A 15579-nucleotide genomic window follows, 5' to 3' on the forward strand; every position below is an offset into this window, starting at 1 on the left:
ATGGAACATTTTCAGGGCAAACAGTATCAGGGTAAACAAGTGGTCATCATTGGCCTTGGCTTAACAGGGCTATCTTGTGTGCATTTTTTCTTATCTCAGGGGGTGATTCCCCGAGTGATGGATACTCGCGCTATGCCGTCAGGAGTAGATCAATTACCTGAAAATGTTAAATGTCATTGCGGAAGTTTAAATAATCAATGGTTGCAAGAATCAGATCTTATTGTGGTAAGTCCAGGTGTTGCACTAGCAACACCTGAATTACAACAAGCTGCAATGAATGGAATTGAGATTGTCGGGGATATTGAACTTTTTTGCCGTGAAGTTGACGCCCCTGTTATTGCTATCACAGGCTCTAACGGTAAAAGTACTGTGACCTCTCTCGTTGGTGAAATAGCGAAAGCGGCGGGTATATCTGTTGGTATAGGTGGAAATATTGGTATTCCAGCCTTGTCATTATTAAGCCAAGGTCATCAACTTTATGTGCTTGAATTATCAAGCTTTCAATTAGAAACAACGTCAAGTTTAAAAGCGCTTGCCGCAACTGTGCTGAATGTCACTGAAGACCATATGGATCGCTATCCAGTCGGTTTGGTCCAGTATCGAGATGCTAAACTCCGTATTTATCAAAATGCGCTCAACTGTGTAGTGAATGCTCAAGACTCATTAACCTTGCCATTAAATAAAACGAGCGATGAGTGCATCAGTTTTGGCATAGATGATGGGGATTATTATTTTGATACACATCAACGCACGTTAGTCGCAAAAGGCGAAGTGGTCATTAATGTTGCTGATATGTATTTTACAGGGCAACACAATTACACCAATGCATTAGCTGCACTTGCTCTGGCCGATATTGCAGGCATTCCACGTGATGCAAGTTTAAGCGTATTAAAAAGTTATACTGGCTTAGTTCATCGATTCCAATTAGTGCTATTTAATAATGGGGTGCGTTGGATCAACGATTCTAAAGCGACTAATGTGGGCAGTACTGAAGCCGCACTAAATGGTTTGAAAGTCGATGGAACATTGCATCTTTTACTCGGCGGAGATGGAAAATCTGCTGATTTTTCTCCGTTAAAAGCTTACCTAGCCGAAGATAACGTTCGTCTATATTGTTTTGGTCGTGATGGTAAGGCTCTAGCACAATTAGAACCGGAAAAATCAATTCTGACTGAAACGATGGAACAGAGTATTAGGTATCTCGCACCCAATTTAAAGGCGGGTGATATGGTATTGCTTTCACCTGCTTGCGCGAGTATTGATCAATTCAAAAACTTTGAGCAACGCGGTGTTATTTTTGCGCAGTTAGCGAAGGAGCTTGGTTGATGACCATACCGGGTGCTGTGCGATTAAAAAACTGGGTAATCGGTGAAAAGGGTGGGGTGATTTCTGGCTCAACACTCTACGACCGTACATTGGTGTGGCTCGCACTTGGGCTTGCAGCGATAGGCTTTGTGATGGTGACTTCAGCATCAATGCCTGTTGGTCAAAGATTGACAGATGACCCATTTTACTTTGCCAAACGTGATGTAATGTACTTGGTTGTAGCATTCGTGCTTGTTTTAGGTGTTATGAGAGTCCCAATGGCTGTTTGGGAGAAATACAGCTTTATTATATTGATGATTTCTCTTCTATTGTTGGCGGTGGTATTAGTTGCAGGAAGCTCAGTTAATGGTGCGTCACGTTGGATTGACGTTGGTATTGTTAAAATTCAACCCGCGGAAATATCTAAATTTGCCTTATTTTGTTATGTATCGAGTTACTTAGTCAGGAAGTCAGAAGAGGTTCGAACTCGATTTCTTGGTTTTGTCAAACCGATGAGTATTTTGATTGGAATGGCTTCATTGCTGTTACTGCAACCTGACTTAGGGACAGTTATTGTATTAGTCGTCACTACGCTCGGGCTATTGTTCCTTGCAGGAGCAAGGCTTGCACCATTCATTATTGGGATTGCTGCTTGTGCCGTCGGTGTGTTGGCATTGATCTGGTTTGAGCCTTATCGTTTACGTCGAGTGACATCATTTCTAAACCCATGGGAAGATCCATTCGGTAGTGGCTATCAACTTACACAATCACTAATGGCATTTGGTCGAGGCGAAGTTTTAGGTCAAGGCTTAGGTAATTCGGTCCAAAAACTGGAATATTTACCTGAAGCGCATACTGACTTTATTTTTTCGGTTTTAGCTGAAGAGCTCGGTTACATTGGTGTTGTACTTGTTTTATTTATGGTCTTCATGTTGGCATTTCGCGCAATGATGATAGGTCGTAGAGCATTATTAGCGAATCAACTATTTGCTGGCTATTTAGCGTGCTCAATCGGTATATGGTTTACTTTTCAGGCGTTAGTCAACGTGGGAGCAGCAGCCGGTATGCTACCAACCAAAGGATTAACATTACCGCTAATTAGCTATGGTGGTTCGAGTTTATTAGTGATGTCTGCGGCAATAGCTGTATTGTTAAGAGTGGATTTTGAAACGCGGTTGGAAAAAGCTCAGGCGTTTGTAAGGAGTGCAAAATGAGTCGAGCAAAAAAATTACTAGTCATGGCAGGTGGTACTGGAGGACATGTATTTCCAGGACTCGCTGTGGCGCATTATTTGCAAGCTCAAGGTTGGGAAATCCTCTGGTTGGGTACTGCTGATCGTATGGAAGCTACGTTAGTTCCTCAACATGGAATTGAAATTGAATTTATACGGATATCAGGGCTAAGAGGAAAAGGAATTTTGGCTTTAGCTGCTGCGCCTTGGCGAATTTTTAATGCAGTATGTCAGGCAAAAAAAATTATCAAACAATATCAACCAGATGCCGTTTTAGGCATGGGTGGGTATGTATCAGGGCCGGGTGGTATTGCTGCCTGGTTATCTGGCGTTCCAGTAGTCCTTCATGAGCAAAACGGCATTGCCGGGTTGACCAATAAATGGCTTTCAAAGATTGCTAAACGTGTACTGCAAGCATTTCCAGGTGCTTTTCCAAATGTGCCTGTAGTTGGAAACCCAGTACGGGATGATGTTTTAGCACTGCCTTTACCAGAAGAAAGATTTGCCAATCGCGATGAAAAAATACGCATATTAGTTGTTGGCGGTAGTCAAGGTGCGCGTATTTTGAACCAAATTACGCCTCAAATTGCCGAAAAAACAAGCAAACAGTTAAATATCTGGCATCAGGCAGGAAAAGGAAGTAAGGAATCTACAGAAGCGTTGTATAATGAAAGACTAAATAATTCAGTTAATTCCGAGTTTAAAGTTACTGAGTTTATTGATGATATGGCGCAAGCTTATGCGTGGGCTGATATCATAATTTGCCGTTCAGGTGCTTTGACAGTCAGCGAAGTAGCGGCAGCAGGGTTACCTGCTATTTTTGTTCCTTTTCAGCACAAAGACCGTCAACAATATTGGAATGCTCTGCCACTAGAGAAAGCAGGCGCAGCAAAAATACTCGAGCAACCTCAGTTCACTGCTGAAGCTGTTGTAAATCTACTTCAGCAATGGGATCGAGATGAATTGTTATCGATGGCTAAAAAAGCGCGTTCTTGTGCTATCACTGATGCAACTGAACGTGTGGCAGCTGTGATATCTGAAGTGGCTAAATAGTTACGACTATCGATAAAGCGACATTGATACAGAATTAATAAAAAAGCGAAGACATATAGTGAATACACAACAGTTGGCGAAATTAAGAACATCAGTGCCGGAAATGAGAAGAGTCAGGCACATCCATTTTGTCGGTATCGGTGGTGCTGGCATGGGTGGTATCGCCGAAGTGTTGGCAAATGAAGGTTACCAAATTAGTGGTTCTGACTTAGCGCCGAATGCAGTAACTCAACAACTGACTTCATTAGGAGCAACGATTTATTTTAATCATCGCCCTGAAAATGTTGAAGATGCCAGCGTTGTGGTCGTATCAACTGCAATTTCTGAGGATAACCCAGAAATTCAAGCTGCGCATGAGTTACGTATTCCTGTTATTCGTCGTGCTGAAATGTTGGCCGAATTAATGCGTTATCGCCATGGAATAGCGATAGCAGGAACACATGGAAAAACAACAACTACCGCGATGATTTCGGGGATTTATGCACAGGCAGGTTTAGACCCAACATTTGTAAATGGTGGTTTAGTCAAATCAGCAGGAACCCATGCACGTTTGGGAAGTAGTCGTTACTTAATAGCTGAAGCTGATGAAAGTGATGCATCGTTTTTACATTTACAACCTTTGGTTGCAGTAGTTACAAATATTGAAGCAGACCATATGGATACTTATCAGGGTAATTTTGAAACCTTGAAAGATACCTTCATCAATTTCCTGCATAACTTGCCATTTTATGGGCGTGCAGTGATGTGTATCGATGATCCAGTGATCCGTTCATTGCTACCAAGAATTAGCCGCTATATCACCACTTATGGTTTTAGCGAAGATGCGGATGTACGCATTATTAAATATGAGCAAAAAGGTAACCAAGGTTTCTTTACGATCGCTCGTCAAAATATGCCAGAGCTAACCGTGGTTCTAAATGCACCTGGTCGTCATAATGCTCTCAATGCTACCGCTGCTGTTGCTGTTGCTACAGAAGAAGGTATTGATGACCTCCATATTTTGTCGGCACTGGCAGAATTTCAAGGAACTGGACGCCGTTTTGATTTCCTCGGTAATTATTCACTACGTCATGTGAATGGTAAAGTCGGTGAGGTTATGTTGGTTGATGACTATGGGCACCATCCAACTGAGGTTGACGCAACCATTAAAGCAGCCAGAGCAGGGTGGCCTGATAAGCGTATAGTGATGGTTTTCCAACCGCACCGTTATTCTCGTACCCGTGACTTATATGATGATTTTGCACATGTTCTGAGCCAAGTTGATGTGTTATTGATGCTTGAAGTTTACCCTGCTGGTGAAAAACCAGTTCCCGGCGCGGATAGTCGTTCATTATGCCGAACAATTCGTGGGCGTGGGCAACTTGATCCAATTTATGTAGCTGAGCCTGAGCTAGTATCTCAGTTTTTGGCGCAAGCACTTGATGCAAATGATTTGGTTTTAGTTCAAGGTGCTGGAAATATTGGTAAAATAGCGCGTAACCTTGCAGATACAAAATTACAGCCACCTGTGGTAGAGGAGTGATCATGACCGAGAAAGTTGCGGTTTTATTTGGCGGGACATCAGCTGAACGTGAAGTGTCACTTCAATCAGGTCATGCGGTACTTGCTGGTTTACGTCAGGCAGGGATTGATGCTCACCCTGTTGATACCAAAGATTTTCCTGTTGTAGCACTTAAAGACGCGGGTTTTGATAAAGCGTTTATTGCCCTTCATGGTCGAGGTGGTGAAGATGGCACAATTCAAGGGATGCTTGAATTTTTAGGGGTACCTTATACTGGTAGCGGCGTGATGGCGTCCGCACTTAGTATGGATAAACTTCGAACTAAACAGCTTTGGGAAGGTGCTGGCTTACCAGTATCACCGTATATTTATCTAAACCAAACTCAATTTAGTTCGCTGGCAAAATTACAAATTCAAGAATTAGTTGCACATCTAGGATTACCACTAATTGTCAAACCTAGCCTAGAAGGGTCAAGTGTAGGCATGAGTAAAGTGGATAATTTTGATGAGTTGTCAGCAGCATTAGAATTGGCTTTTCGTTTTGATGAAACAGTATTAGTGGAAAAGTGGTTGAGTGGTCCTGAATTTACAGTTGCGGTATTAAGCGAACAAACGCTTCCATCGATTCGTATTCAGTCTCCGGGCATTTTTTATGATTATGAGGCGAAATATCTTTCTGACGAAACTCAGTATTTTTGCCCAAGCGGTTTAAGTGAAGAATTAGAGTCAACACTTTCCGAACTTGCGATGCGTGCTTATAAAGCAGTTGGATGCCGTGGTTGGGGGAGGGTTGATGTGATGCAAGATAATGATGGTCAATTTTACTTGTTAGAAGTGAATACATCACCAGGTATGACGAGTCATAGTTTGGTTCCAATGGCTGCGCGTCAAGCAGGTATGGATTTTTCACAGTTAGTAGTACGCATTTTGGAATTGGCTAACTGATATGTCACAGGCAGCATTAAATGTTCGGCATCATAAGAATAATGATGACAGTAATGATCCAAATTCAGGCCCGAGTAATGGAACGTTTCTCAGTGGGTTGATTTTCTTTCTAATGGTTGTTGGCACAATTATTTGGAGTGGCTGGACTGTCATGAATTGGATGAAAGATGCGGATAGGCTGCCAATGTCAAAATTAGTCTTAACAGGTGAGCGCCATTACACAAAGAATGATGATGTCAGAAAGGCGATATTATCACTTGGGCAACCTGGAACATTTATGACAGTAGATGTTAATGCTATTCAAAACCAAATAAGTTCAATGCCGTGGATTCGTCAAGTTACAGTTCGTAAGCAGTGGCCAGATGAATTAAAGATCCATCTGGTAGAATATGTACCTTATGCTCGCTGGAATGATCAAAATATGGTTGATGGTGAAGGCCGCGTATTTAGTCTTCCTGCAAGTGAAGATAATAAAGGTGATTATCCATTGCTTTATGGGCCACAAGGCAGCCAAAAAGAAGTTCTTAAAGAGTATGTTGCGTTTAGAAAAGTACTTGCAGATCATAATTTAAAACTTAAATCAGTCTCTATGACAGCACGACATGCTTGGCAGCTTATTTTAGATAATGACATCCGAATTGAACTCGGAAAAAAAGATGTACTTGAGCGGTTAAATCGTTTCCTTGAACTTTATCCGCTTTTGCAGCAAACCACAGATAAACGTGTTGACTATGTTGACCTTCGTTATACCAGTGGTGCAGCAGTGGGGTGGGCGCCACTTTTGGTAGATGCACCATTGGGGTTACAATAATTAATATTGCTAATAACTCGGACTAGGCAGAAGCAAATGATCAAAACGACGGACAGAAAATTAGTTGTAGGCCTTGAAATTGGAACTTCCAAGGTGTCTGCTCTTGTAGGTGAGATTCTGCCCGATGGTATGGTGAATATTATCGGGGTGGGGAGTTGTCCATCTCGTGGAATGGACAAAGGTGGCGTTAACGATTTGGAATCTGTCGTTAAATGCGTGCAAAGAGCAATTGATCAGGCTGAATTGATGGCCGATTGCCAAATATCTTCAGTTTATCTTGCGCTATCGGGTAAGCATGTTAGTTGCCAAAATGAAATTGGTATGGTGCCAGTTTCAGAAGAAGAAGTGACACAAGAAGATGTCGACAGTGTTGTTCATACGGCTAAATCAGTTAGAGTTCGCGATGAGCACAGAATTCTTCATGTGATCCCTCAAGAGTTCGCGATTGATTACCAAGAAGGAATCAAGAACCCTGTTGGTCTATCGGGTGTTCGCATGCAGGCCAAAGTACATTTGATTACTTGCCATAACGATATGGCAAAGAATATTGTCAAAGCGGTAGAACGTTGTGGATTGAAAGTTGACCAACTGATATTTGCAGGTCTTGCTGCAAGCTACTCTGTGCTGACAGAAGATGAGCGTGAACTTGGTGTTTGCGTTGTCGATATCGGTGGGGGCACCATGGATATGGCTGTTTATACAGGCGGTGCATTGCGTCATACCAAAGTCATTCCTTACGCAGGGAATGTTGTCACTAGTGATATTGCGTATGCATTCGGTACACCACCAAGTGACGCTGAAGCTATTAAAGTTCGCCATGGTTGTGCTGTAGGTTCGATTGTAAGTAAAGATGAAACAGTTGAAGTACCTAGTGTCGGTGGACGACCGCCAAGAAGTTTGCAACGTCAGACTTTAGCGGAAGTCATTGAACCTCGCTATACCGAACTGTTAAACCTCGTAAATGAAGAAATTTTGAATTTACAGGAACAGTTACGCCAACAAGGTGTCAAACACCATTTGGCAGCAGGTATCGTTCTTACTGGTGGTGCTGCACAAATCGACGGCCTAGTCGAATGTGCACAAAAAGTTTTTCATACCCAAGTGAGAATTGGTACCCCACTAAATATTACAGGCTTAACGGATTATGCTCAGGAGCCTTATTATTCAACTGCGGTTGGGCTTCTGCATTACGGTAAAGAAAGCCATCTTGGCGATGATACCGAAACGGAAAAACGTGCTTCAGTCAAAGGGTGGTTTAGTAAAATCACTGGTTGGCTGAGAAAAGAATTTTAAATTTTATTCAGAAGCATATTATTAGCTTCGAAGTAAGCACAAAACGGAGAGACATTATGTTTGAACCAATGGAGCTAACCAATGATGCGGTGATTAAAGTCATCGGCGTTGGTGGCGGCGGCGGTAATGCCGTTGAACACATGGTGCGTGAGCGTATTGAAGGCGTTGAATTCTTCGCTGTCAACACGGATGCACAGGCGCTGCGTAAAACTGCAGTCGGACAAACAATCCAGATTGGTACTGGCATTACTAAAGGTCTTGGCGCTGGCGCTAACCCTGAAGTGGGCCGCAATGCAGCTGAAGAAGATCGTGAAGCTTTACGCAATGCACTTGATGGTGCAGACATGGTCTTTATCGCAGCTGGAATGGGTGGTGGTACAGGTACAGGTGCTGCCCCCGTCGTTGCTGAAGTAGCCAAAGAACTGGGTATTTTAACAGTTGCTGTCGTGACTAAGCCATTCAATTTTGAAGGCAAAAAACGTATGGCATTTGCGGAAGCAGGTATCACTGAGTTGTCTAAACATGTTGACTCACTGATCACTATTCCGAATGATAAATTATTAAAAGTCCTGGGTCGTGGGATTTCTTTACTTGATGCATTTGGTGCAGCTAATGATGTATTGAAAGGCGCTGTTCAAGGTATCGCTGAACTGATTACTCGTCCTGGCCTTATGAACGTAGACTTTGCTGACGTGCGTACTGTAATGTCAGAAATGGGCTATGCCATGATGGGTTCTGGTGTTGCTCGCGGTGAAGATCGTGCGGAAGAAGCAGCTGAAATGGCTATTTCAAGTCCACTTCTGGAAGATATCGACCTTTCAGGTGCTCGCGGTGTTCTTGTCAACATTACAGCTGGTTTCGACCTGCGTTTAGATGAGTTTGAAACAGTGGGTAACACCATTCGTGCATTCGCATCTGATAACGCGACAGTCGTAATTGGTACATCGCTTGATCCAGAAATGAATGAAGAATTACGTGTCACTGTTGTTGCTACTGGTATTGGTATGGACAAACGTCCAGAAATTACGCTAGTGAACAACAAGATGTCACAGCAGGCTTCTATGGAGCAACGCTATCAGCAAATGCAAAATAGCATGTCTTCATTGACAGAAGAAAAGCCAGCAGCAGCTAAAGCGGTAAATGACCAAAATACGCAAACAAATAAGGAACCAGATTATTTGGATATCCCAGCATTTTTGCGTAAACAGGCCGATTAATATTAATTTATTGGATTCTCCGCTTTTTGTGCTAAACTTTCCCGCTGGTTATCTTGTATGATAATCAGCAGGACGGATAACATTGCGAGAAAAATACGATGATCAAACAAAGGACACTTAAACGCATAGTTGAAGCGACTGGTGTTGGTTTACATACCGGCAAGAAAGTCACGCTTACTCTGCGTCCAGCGGCGGCAAACACCGGGGTCATCTACCGTCGTACTGACCTAAATCCTCCGGTTGATTTCCCGGCTGATGCTAAGTCTGTCCGCGATACCATGTTATGTACTTGTTTAGTCAATGAAGATAACGTGCGTATTTCGACCGTAGAGCATCTGAATGCTGCCTTGGCAGGATTAGGTATCGATAATATTGTTATTGAAGTCAATGCGCCTGAAATCCCGATTATGGATGGCAGTGCAGCACCTTTCGTTTTCTTATTACTGGATGCCGGTATTGAAGAACTGAATTGTGCGAAGAAATTCTTACGTATTAAAGAGAAAGTACGCATAGAAGATGGTGACAAGTGGGCTGAATTCACACCATATAATGGTTTTAGCCTTGATTTCACTATTGATTTTAATCACCCGGCGATTGATAGCAGTACTCAGCGTTATGCGATTGATTTTTCAGCTGAGGCATTTGTTAGTCAAATTAGTCGTGCGCGTACTTTTGGTTTTATGCGTGATATTGAATATCTGCAATCTAAAGGTTTATGCTTAGGTGGTAGTTTCGATTGCGCTATTGTTGTTGATGATTATAAAGTCCTCAATGAAGATGGCTTACGTTTTGAAGATGAATTCGTTCGTCATAAAACGCTCGATGCTATCGGTGATCTATTCATGTGTGGGCATAATATTATTGGTGCATTTACTGCATACAAATCAGGCCATGCATTGAATAACAAGCTTCTGCAAGCAGTTTTAGCAAAAGAATCAGCTTGGGATCTTGTTACCTATGAAGATGAAGCAGAACTGCCAATGGCATTTAAAGCACCTTCAGCTGTTTACGCATAATTAAACTGATAAAAGTCAATTATGTAAGGTAAGCAGTATAGCTGACATTAACGTTCTCAATTAATGTCAGTCTTTTCTGTTGGTTGTGCTGGTACTCTCTCCGGCCAGTGCAGCCAACCGCTCTAATCTCTCTTTTAAACCTTTTGAACTGTTTTTTGCCAAATGCAATAGGTGCTTTGCTGTTTCGGTACTAATCTTACGGCCATTCGGAACCTGACTAGTTTTAACTGTTTGATTACTCAGTGAGCTATTTTCAACCTTTTTTCGCATGAGAACGGGATTGATTCTGATGTCGATAGAAGATAAAGATGGTAGAATAGAGCCTCGTAATGCAGAAAGCAGGTTAAGCTTTTCGTAATTCAATCGTGTCATCCAGCTTGCATTAGCAACCTCGATAACCAAAATACTATTACGATAGTTAGCCACTCGGCACATAGGTTTAACTTCAGTTGGTAGTAAACCTTTTACCGCTTGGTTTAATTTGTTTATTGCTTTAGCATTACGCTGAATAGTTTGTAAGGGGCTACTCGTTTTAGCGAGTGATTCCTCAAGAACATCGAATAACGCTTGTGGGTGACTATCTCTCATTTTTGGCTCCGCCTAATGGGTAGATTTAACTGTCTAGATACATCAAGTAAGCTATGATTGGTGTACTATATAGCAATTATCAATAGAAATACTGTAGCAGAAAAATAATATAAGAATTTGATGGGTATTTTAAATCTTTGGCGACAATTTGGTAGAAGATACTTTTGGTCTCACTTTTTATTAGGGGTGGTGGCTACAGGTATTGGCATGCCTGCGATTTTAAATGCTTTATCAGAAGGGCAACAAACCCAATTTAACTCTTCTTCTGTCAATCGTCAAAATCAAGCAGTTAATGCATTTGATAATTTATTTGCACAGCAAAGTCCTCAGCGCTCGTCATCCTCTTCTTCTTATTCTGTAAATTATTGGCAGCAACATGCAGTTAGAAATGTCATTAGGCAGCTGACTTTTGCATTTTCCACAAATGAAGATGATGAGGTGGATCAACAGGATGAGCCCAAAAGCTCACTGTTCGCACCACAAATCATGCTAGATACGTTGTATGCCATGTTGGCACAACGTTCACTTCAGTGGAGTGATAATGTAGCTCAGATAACTAGCTATGTTTATCCTGTTTTCGTTTCATATCAGCCCGCTATTTGGGTTGCTCAGGTACATGGGATCCGTGCTGGCCCAGCCGTTTCCTAATGACTACTGATGTCTATTTCCTCATCTTCGATGGGAAAGGCATCCTTCAATATAAATAATCGTATTATTTAGCAATCTACTGAATTACCTGAGAATATATAAATATGTTAACAAAATTACTTACCAAAGTCTTTGGCAGCCGCAATGACCGTACACTTCGTCGTTTGCGTAAAGAAGTTGAGAAAATTAATCAATTAGAACCTGAATTTGTAAAACTGAGCGACGATGAACTGAAAGCAAAAACTCAAGAGTTTCGTGAGCGCCTGAGCAAAAATGAAAGTCTTGAAAGTATTATTCCTGAAGCATTTGCGACCGTTCGTGAGGCGAGTAAACGTGTTTTTGGTATGCGTCACTTCGACGTTCAGATGATAGGTGGTATGGTTCTGAATGAACGTTGTATTGCAGAAATGCGTACAGGTGAAGGTAAAACCTTAACTGCAACTTTACCTGCTTATTTAAATGGTTTAACGGGTAAGGGTGTTCACGTAGTTACAGTAAACGATTACTTAGCAAAACGTGATGCTGAAAACAACCGTCCACTATTCGAATTTTTAGGACTTACTGTTGGTATTAACTTGCCGGGTATGGCTGCACCTATGAAGCGTGAAGCTTATGCTGCAGATATTACTTACGGTACTAACAATGAGTTCGGTTTTGACTATTTGCGTGACAACATGGCTTTCAGTCCAGAAGAGCGAGTTCAACGTAAACTGCATTATGCATTAGTGGATGAGGTTGACTCAATTCTTATTGATGAAGCCCGAACACCACTGATCATCTCTGGACCTGCGGAAGACAGCTCTGAGATGTACAAAAAAGTTGATGTATTAATTCCAAAACTACAGCGTCAAGAAAAGGAAGATTCAGATACCTTCCAAGGTGAAGGGCATTTCTCAGTAGATGAAAAATCCCGTCAGGTGACTATTACTGAACGTGGTCTAGTCCTGATTGAAGAAATGTTGATCGAAGAAGGTCTAATGGATGAAGGCGAGTCATTATACTCCCCGACAAATATTATGCTTATGCATCATGTAATGGCTGGTTTACGTGCGCATGCGCTATTTACATTAGATGTTGATTATATTGTCAAAGATGGCCAAGTTATTATCGTCGATGAACATACTGGCCGTACAATGGAAGGGCGTCGTTGGTCTGATGGTTTGCATCAGGCGGTTGAAGCCAAAGAAGGTGTTGAGATTCAAAATGAAAACCAAACACTGGCTTCAATTACATTCCAGAACTATTTCCGTCTGTATGAAAAACTTGCAGGTATGACTGGTACTGCCGATACAGAAGCATTCGAATTTAGCTCTATCTATAAGTTAGATACCATTGTTATTCCAACTAACCGTCCTATGGTACGTAAAGATTTACCTGATTTAGTCTATATGAATGAAACAGATAAATTCGATGCAATTATTGAAGATATCCGTGAAAGAACCGCTAATGGTCAGCCAGTTTTAGTGGGTACAATTTCGATTGAAAAATCAGAGTTGATTTCTAATGCGTTGAAAAAAGCTAAGATTGCACACAATGTATTGAATGCTAAATTCCATGCGATGGAAGCCGATATTATTGCCAATGCGGGTCAAGCAGCTGCAGTAACTATTGCAACTAACATGGCGGGTCGTGGTACCGATATCATGTTAGGTGGTAGTTGGCAGTCAGAGGTTGCCGCCTTAGAAGCACCAACTCAAGAACAAATTGATGAAATTAAAGCACAATGGAAAGTTCGCCATGATGCGGTTTTGGCATCAGGTGGTTTACATATAATTGGTACAGAACGACATGAATCTCGTCGTATTGATAACCAATTGCGCGGTCGTGCGGGTCGTCAAGGGGATGCTGGTTCTTCACGCTTCTACTTATCAATGGAAGATGCATTGATGCGTATTTTTGCGTCAGACCGTGTGACAGGTATGATGCGCAAGTTAGGTATGAAGCCTGGTGAAGCAATTGAGCATCCATGGGTGACTAAAGCTATCGCTAACGCACAGCGCAAAGTTGAAAACCGTAACTTTGATATTCGTAAACAATTACTTGAATACGATGATGTTGCGAGTGATCAACGCCGAGCTATCTATTCTCAGCGTAACGAATTGCTTGATGGCGGCGATATCAAAGAAACAGTTGATAGCATTCGTGAAGATGTATTCGCGACAACGATGGATCTTTACATTCCACCTCAATCGTTGGAAGAAATGTGGGATATCGAAGGGCTTCAAAAACGTTTAATTAATGACTTTGACTTAGACTTACCGATCAAAGAATGGCTAGATAAAGAGCCTGAGCTTCACGAGGAAACGCTTCGTGAGCGTATTATGTCGAAAGCAATTGAAGTCTACCAACAAAAAGAAGAAATTGTTGGAATCGAAATGATGCGCAACTTTGAAAAAGGCGTCATGCTACAAACGCTTGATACATTGTGGAAAGAGCACTTGGCTTCGATGGATTACTTACGTCAAGGTATCCATTTACGTGGCTATGCGCAAAAAGATCCGAAGCAAGAATATAAGCGTGAATCGTTCAATATGTTTGCTAATATGCTTGAAACCCTAAAGTATGAAGTGATTAGCACGCTCTCTAAAGTACAAGTTCGCTTACCGGAAGAAGTTGAAGCATTAGAGCAACAACGTAAAGAAGAAGCGGAACGTTTGGCGAAAAGGCAACAACTCAGCCATGAATCGAGTGCTGAATCATTGATGTCTGAAGCTGAAGCACAAATAGCAACTCAAGGTCATAAAATAGGTCGTAATGATCCTTGTCCTTGTGGGTCAGGTAAAAAGTACAAACAGTGCCATGGTCGATTAAATTAATTTACATTTAAATAAAATAAGGCGGGGTAACCCGCCTTTTTAACGAAGAAATTATGGAAAAAAAACATCTTTATATCGCCGCTGGGATTATTCGTGATAAAAATCAAAAAATATTTATTACTCAACGACCAGATGGAACGCATATGGCTGGCTTTTGGGAGTTTCCAGGTGGGAAATTAGAAGTCGGTGAATTGCCTGAAGACGCTTTAATTCGCGAGCTAGAAGAAGAAGTTGGTATTATTGTGGCAGAGTGCGAGCTGTTTCATTGTGTTGAACATGAATTTGATGATCGTTATATCACTCTCTATTTTTATATGGTTTCTAGTTGGAATAATGAGCCTTATGGAAGAGAAGGGCAAAAAGGACGTTGGATTGATCAGAAGGACTTAGTTGCTGATGATTTCCCTCCAGCTAACCGTGTGATTGTTGATATGCTGAAATAATATAGCTTAAAAATCAGTTTTAACACAGTATAACAAAATAGCTAAAGCAGGTTCGAAGTTCAAAGGACTCGGTCAAGAACGATTAAATCCAATGAACCTGCAATACGTTATTAAGTTAGATAGATAGCTAATCGATATACTTATTTACTACATAATTAGTGCAATCAGAATGATTACATAATCATGTAATCTAAAGTGAACTTGAAGGGGTCGATAACAAAATTATAACTTATTGAAAAAAATATAAAATAATTGATTTTTTTGCGGTTTCACAGTGAAAATCAAAATTATTACCAAAAAAATGTGACATGTCACACTACGTATTTAATCAAAAAATGGCTCTTTCATTATTGCCAAATTATGACGTCATCAATAACTATTCAATGTAGTTAAAAATGGATATAGGCAGTTAACCTGAGATCGGTTTAAGCCATTACTTGAAGCCCTGTTTTCTCGGTATTTGAAATATTCAGTGATGGCCTTTTTGGTTTCAAACAATAGCCAATCAAACCGCCCAGTAAATTCAACATGAATTCATGCAAACTACGATGGCGAGAATGTTCAATCTGCGTAATGTTTTTCAGCTGATCATTAATTGTTTCAATAATGAATCGCTTAGCTAGCATCGCTCTATCCCAAGCCGCTAATAATTTTGGCTTCATACTTTTGCGTTGTCCTGTTACCCATGTTATTCCTTCCATCTTTAAATCTTC

The 15579-nt window shown here is 41.3% G+C and carries 14 protein-coding genes; 12 read left to right on the plus strand and 2 right to left on the minus strand.

The window, feature by feature from the left end; all coding sequences use genetic code 11:
* From murD to lpxC, 9 genes are all read left to right on the plus strand, one after another.
* Complete coding sequence (gene murD, locus OOA_RS01505) at positions 1-1326, plus strand: UDP-N-acetylmuramoyl-L-alanine--D-glutamate ligase (RefSeq protein WP_008910350.1); 1326 nt, start codon at positions 1-3, stop codon at positions 1324-1326.
* A complete protein-coding gene (ftsW, locus tag OOA_RS01510; protein ID WP_008910351.1) occupies positions 1326-2519 on the plus strand; it encodes a cell division protein FtsW in 1194 nt (397 codons plus the stop codon). Before murD ends, ftsW begins: the two co-directional genes overlap by 1 nt.
* The gene (murG, locus tag OOA_RS01515) at positions 2516-3589 is read left to right on the plus strand and encodes an undecaprenyldiphospho-muramoylpentapeptide beta-N-acetylglucosaminyltransferase (protein ID WP_008910352.1); all 1074 of its coding nucleotides are present in this window, start codon (positions 2516-2518) and stop codon (positions 3587-3589) included. Before ftsW ends, murG begins: the two co-directional genes overlap by 4 nt.
* A 58-nt stretch (positions 3590-3647) precedes the next feature.
* Positions 3648-5111, plus strand: a complete 1464-nt coding sequence (gene murC, locus OOA_RS01520) for a UDP-N-acetylmuramate--L-alanine ligase (RefSeq protein WP_040690718.1) — start codon at positions 3648-3650, stop codon at positions 5109-5111.
* Positions 5112-5113: 2 nt separating this feature from the next.
* A complete protein-coding gene (locus OOA_RS01525) occupies positions 5114-6034 on the plus strand; it encodes a D-alanine--D-alanine ligase (protein ID WP_008910354.1) in 921 nt (306 codons plus the stop codon).
* A 1-nt stretch (position 6035) separates the two neighbouring features.
* Positions 6036-6845, plus strand: coding sequence for a cell division protein FtsQ (gene ftsQ, locus OOA_RS01530; protein WP_008910355.1), 810 nt, complete (start codon positions 6036-6038; stop codon positions 6843-6845).
* Positions 6846-6881: 36 nt separating this feature from the next.
* Complete coding sequence (ftsA, locus tag OOA_RS01535; RefSeq protein ID WP_008910356.1) at positions 6882-8138, plus strand: cell division protein FtsA; 1257 nt, start codon at positions 6882-6884, stop codon at positions 8136-8138.
* A 56-nt stretch (positions 8139-8194) separates the two neighbouring features.
* Positions 8195-9355 (plus strand): cell division protein FtsZ, encoded by a 1161-nt coding sequence (gene ftsZ / locus OOA_RS01540; protein ID WP_008910357.1) that lies wholly within the window; start codon positions 8195-8197, stop codon positions 9353-9355.
* Between the two features lie 98 nt (positions 9356-9453).
* The gene (gene lpxC / locus OOA_RS01545; RefSeq protein WP_008910358.1) at positions 9454-10371 is read left to right on the plus strand and encodes a UDP-3-O-acyl-N-acetylglucosamine deacetylase; all 918 of its coding nucleotides are present in this window, start codon (positions 9454-9456) and stop codon (positions 10369-10371) included.
* Positions 10372-10437: 66 nt separating this feature from the next.
* Here the strand turns inward: lpxC and OOA_RS01550 are convergent, their stop codons facing one another.
* Entirely contained in the window at positions 10438-10959 is a 522-nt protein-coding gene (locus OOA_RS01550; RefSeq protein WP_008910359.1) for a DUF721 domain-containing protein, read from the minus strand.
* A 120-nt stretch (positions 10960-11079) separates the two neighbouring features.
* Here OOA_RS01550 and secM point away from each other — a divergent pair, with 120 nt between their 5' ends.
* The 3 genes from secM (at position 11080) to mutT (ending at position 14866) form a co-directional block, all read left to right on the plus strand.
* A complete protein-coding gene (secM, locus tag OOA_RS01555) occupies positions 11080-11607 on the plus strand; it encodes a secA translation cis-regulator SecM (protein ID WP_008910360.1) in 528 nt (175 codons plus the stop codon).
* 104 nt (positions 11608-11711) lie between these two features.
* Positions 11712-14423 (plus strand): preprotein translocase subunit SecA, encoded by a 2712-nt coding sequence (secA, locus tag OOA_RS01560; protein ID WP_008910361.1) that lies wholly within the window; start codon positions 11712-11714, stop codon positions 14421-14423.
* A 53-nt stretch (positions 14424-14476) separates the two neighbouring features.
* A complete protein-coding gene (mutT, locus tag OOA_RS01565; RefSeq protein ID WP_008910362.1) occupies positions 14477-14866 on the plus strand; it encodes an 8-oxo-dGTP diphosphatase MutT in 390 nt (129 codons plus the stop codon).
* Positions 14867-15291: 425 nt separating this feature from the next.
* On the opposite strand, the gene OOA_RS01570 is transcribed toward mutT, so the two are convergent.
* A partial coding sequence (locus OOA_RS01570) for a transposase (RefSeq protein WP_008910363.1) occupies positions 15292-15579 on the minus strand: 288 nt, incomplete at its 5' end.

Origin of the sequence: Providencia burhodogranariea DSM 19968 (assembly GCF_000314855.2) — a bacterium.
GTDB lineage: Bacteria > Pseudomonadota > Gammaproteobacteria > Enterobacterales > Enterobacteriaceae > Providencia > Providencia burhodogranariea.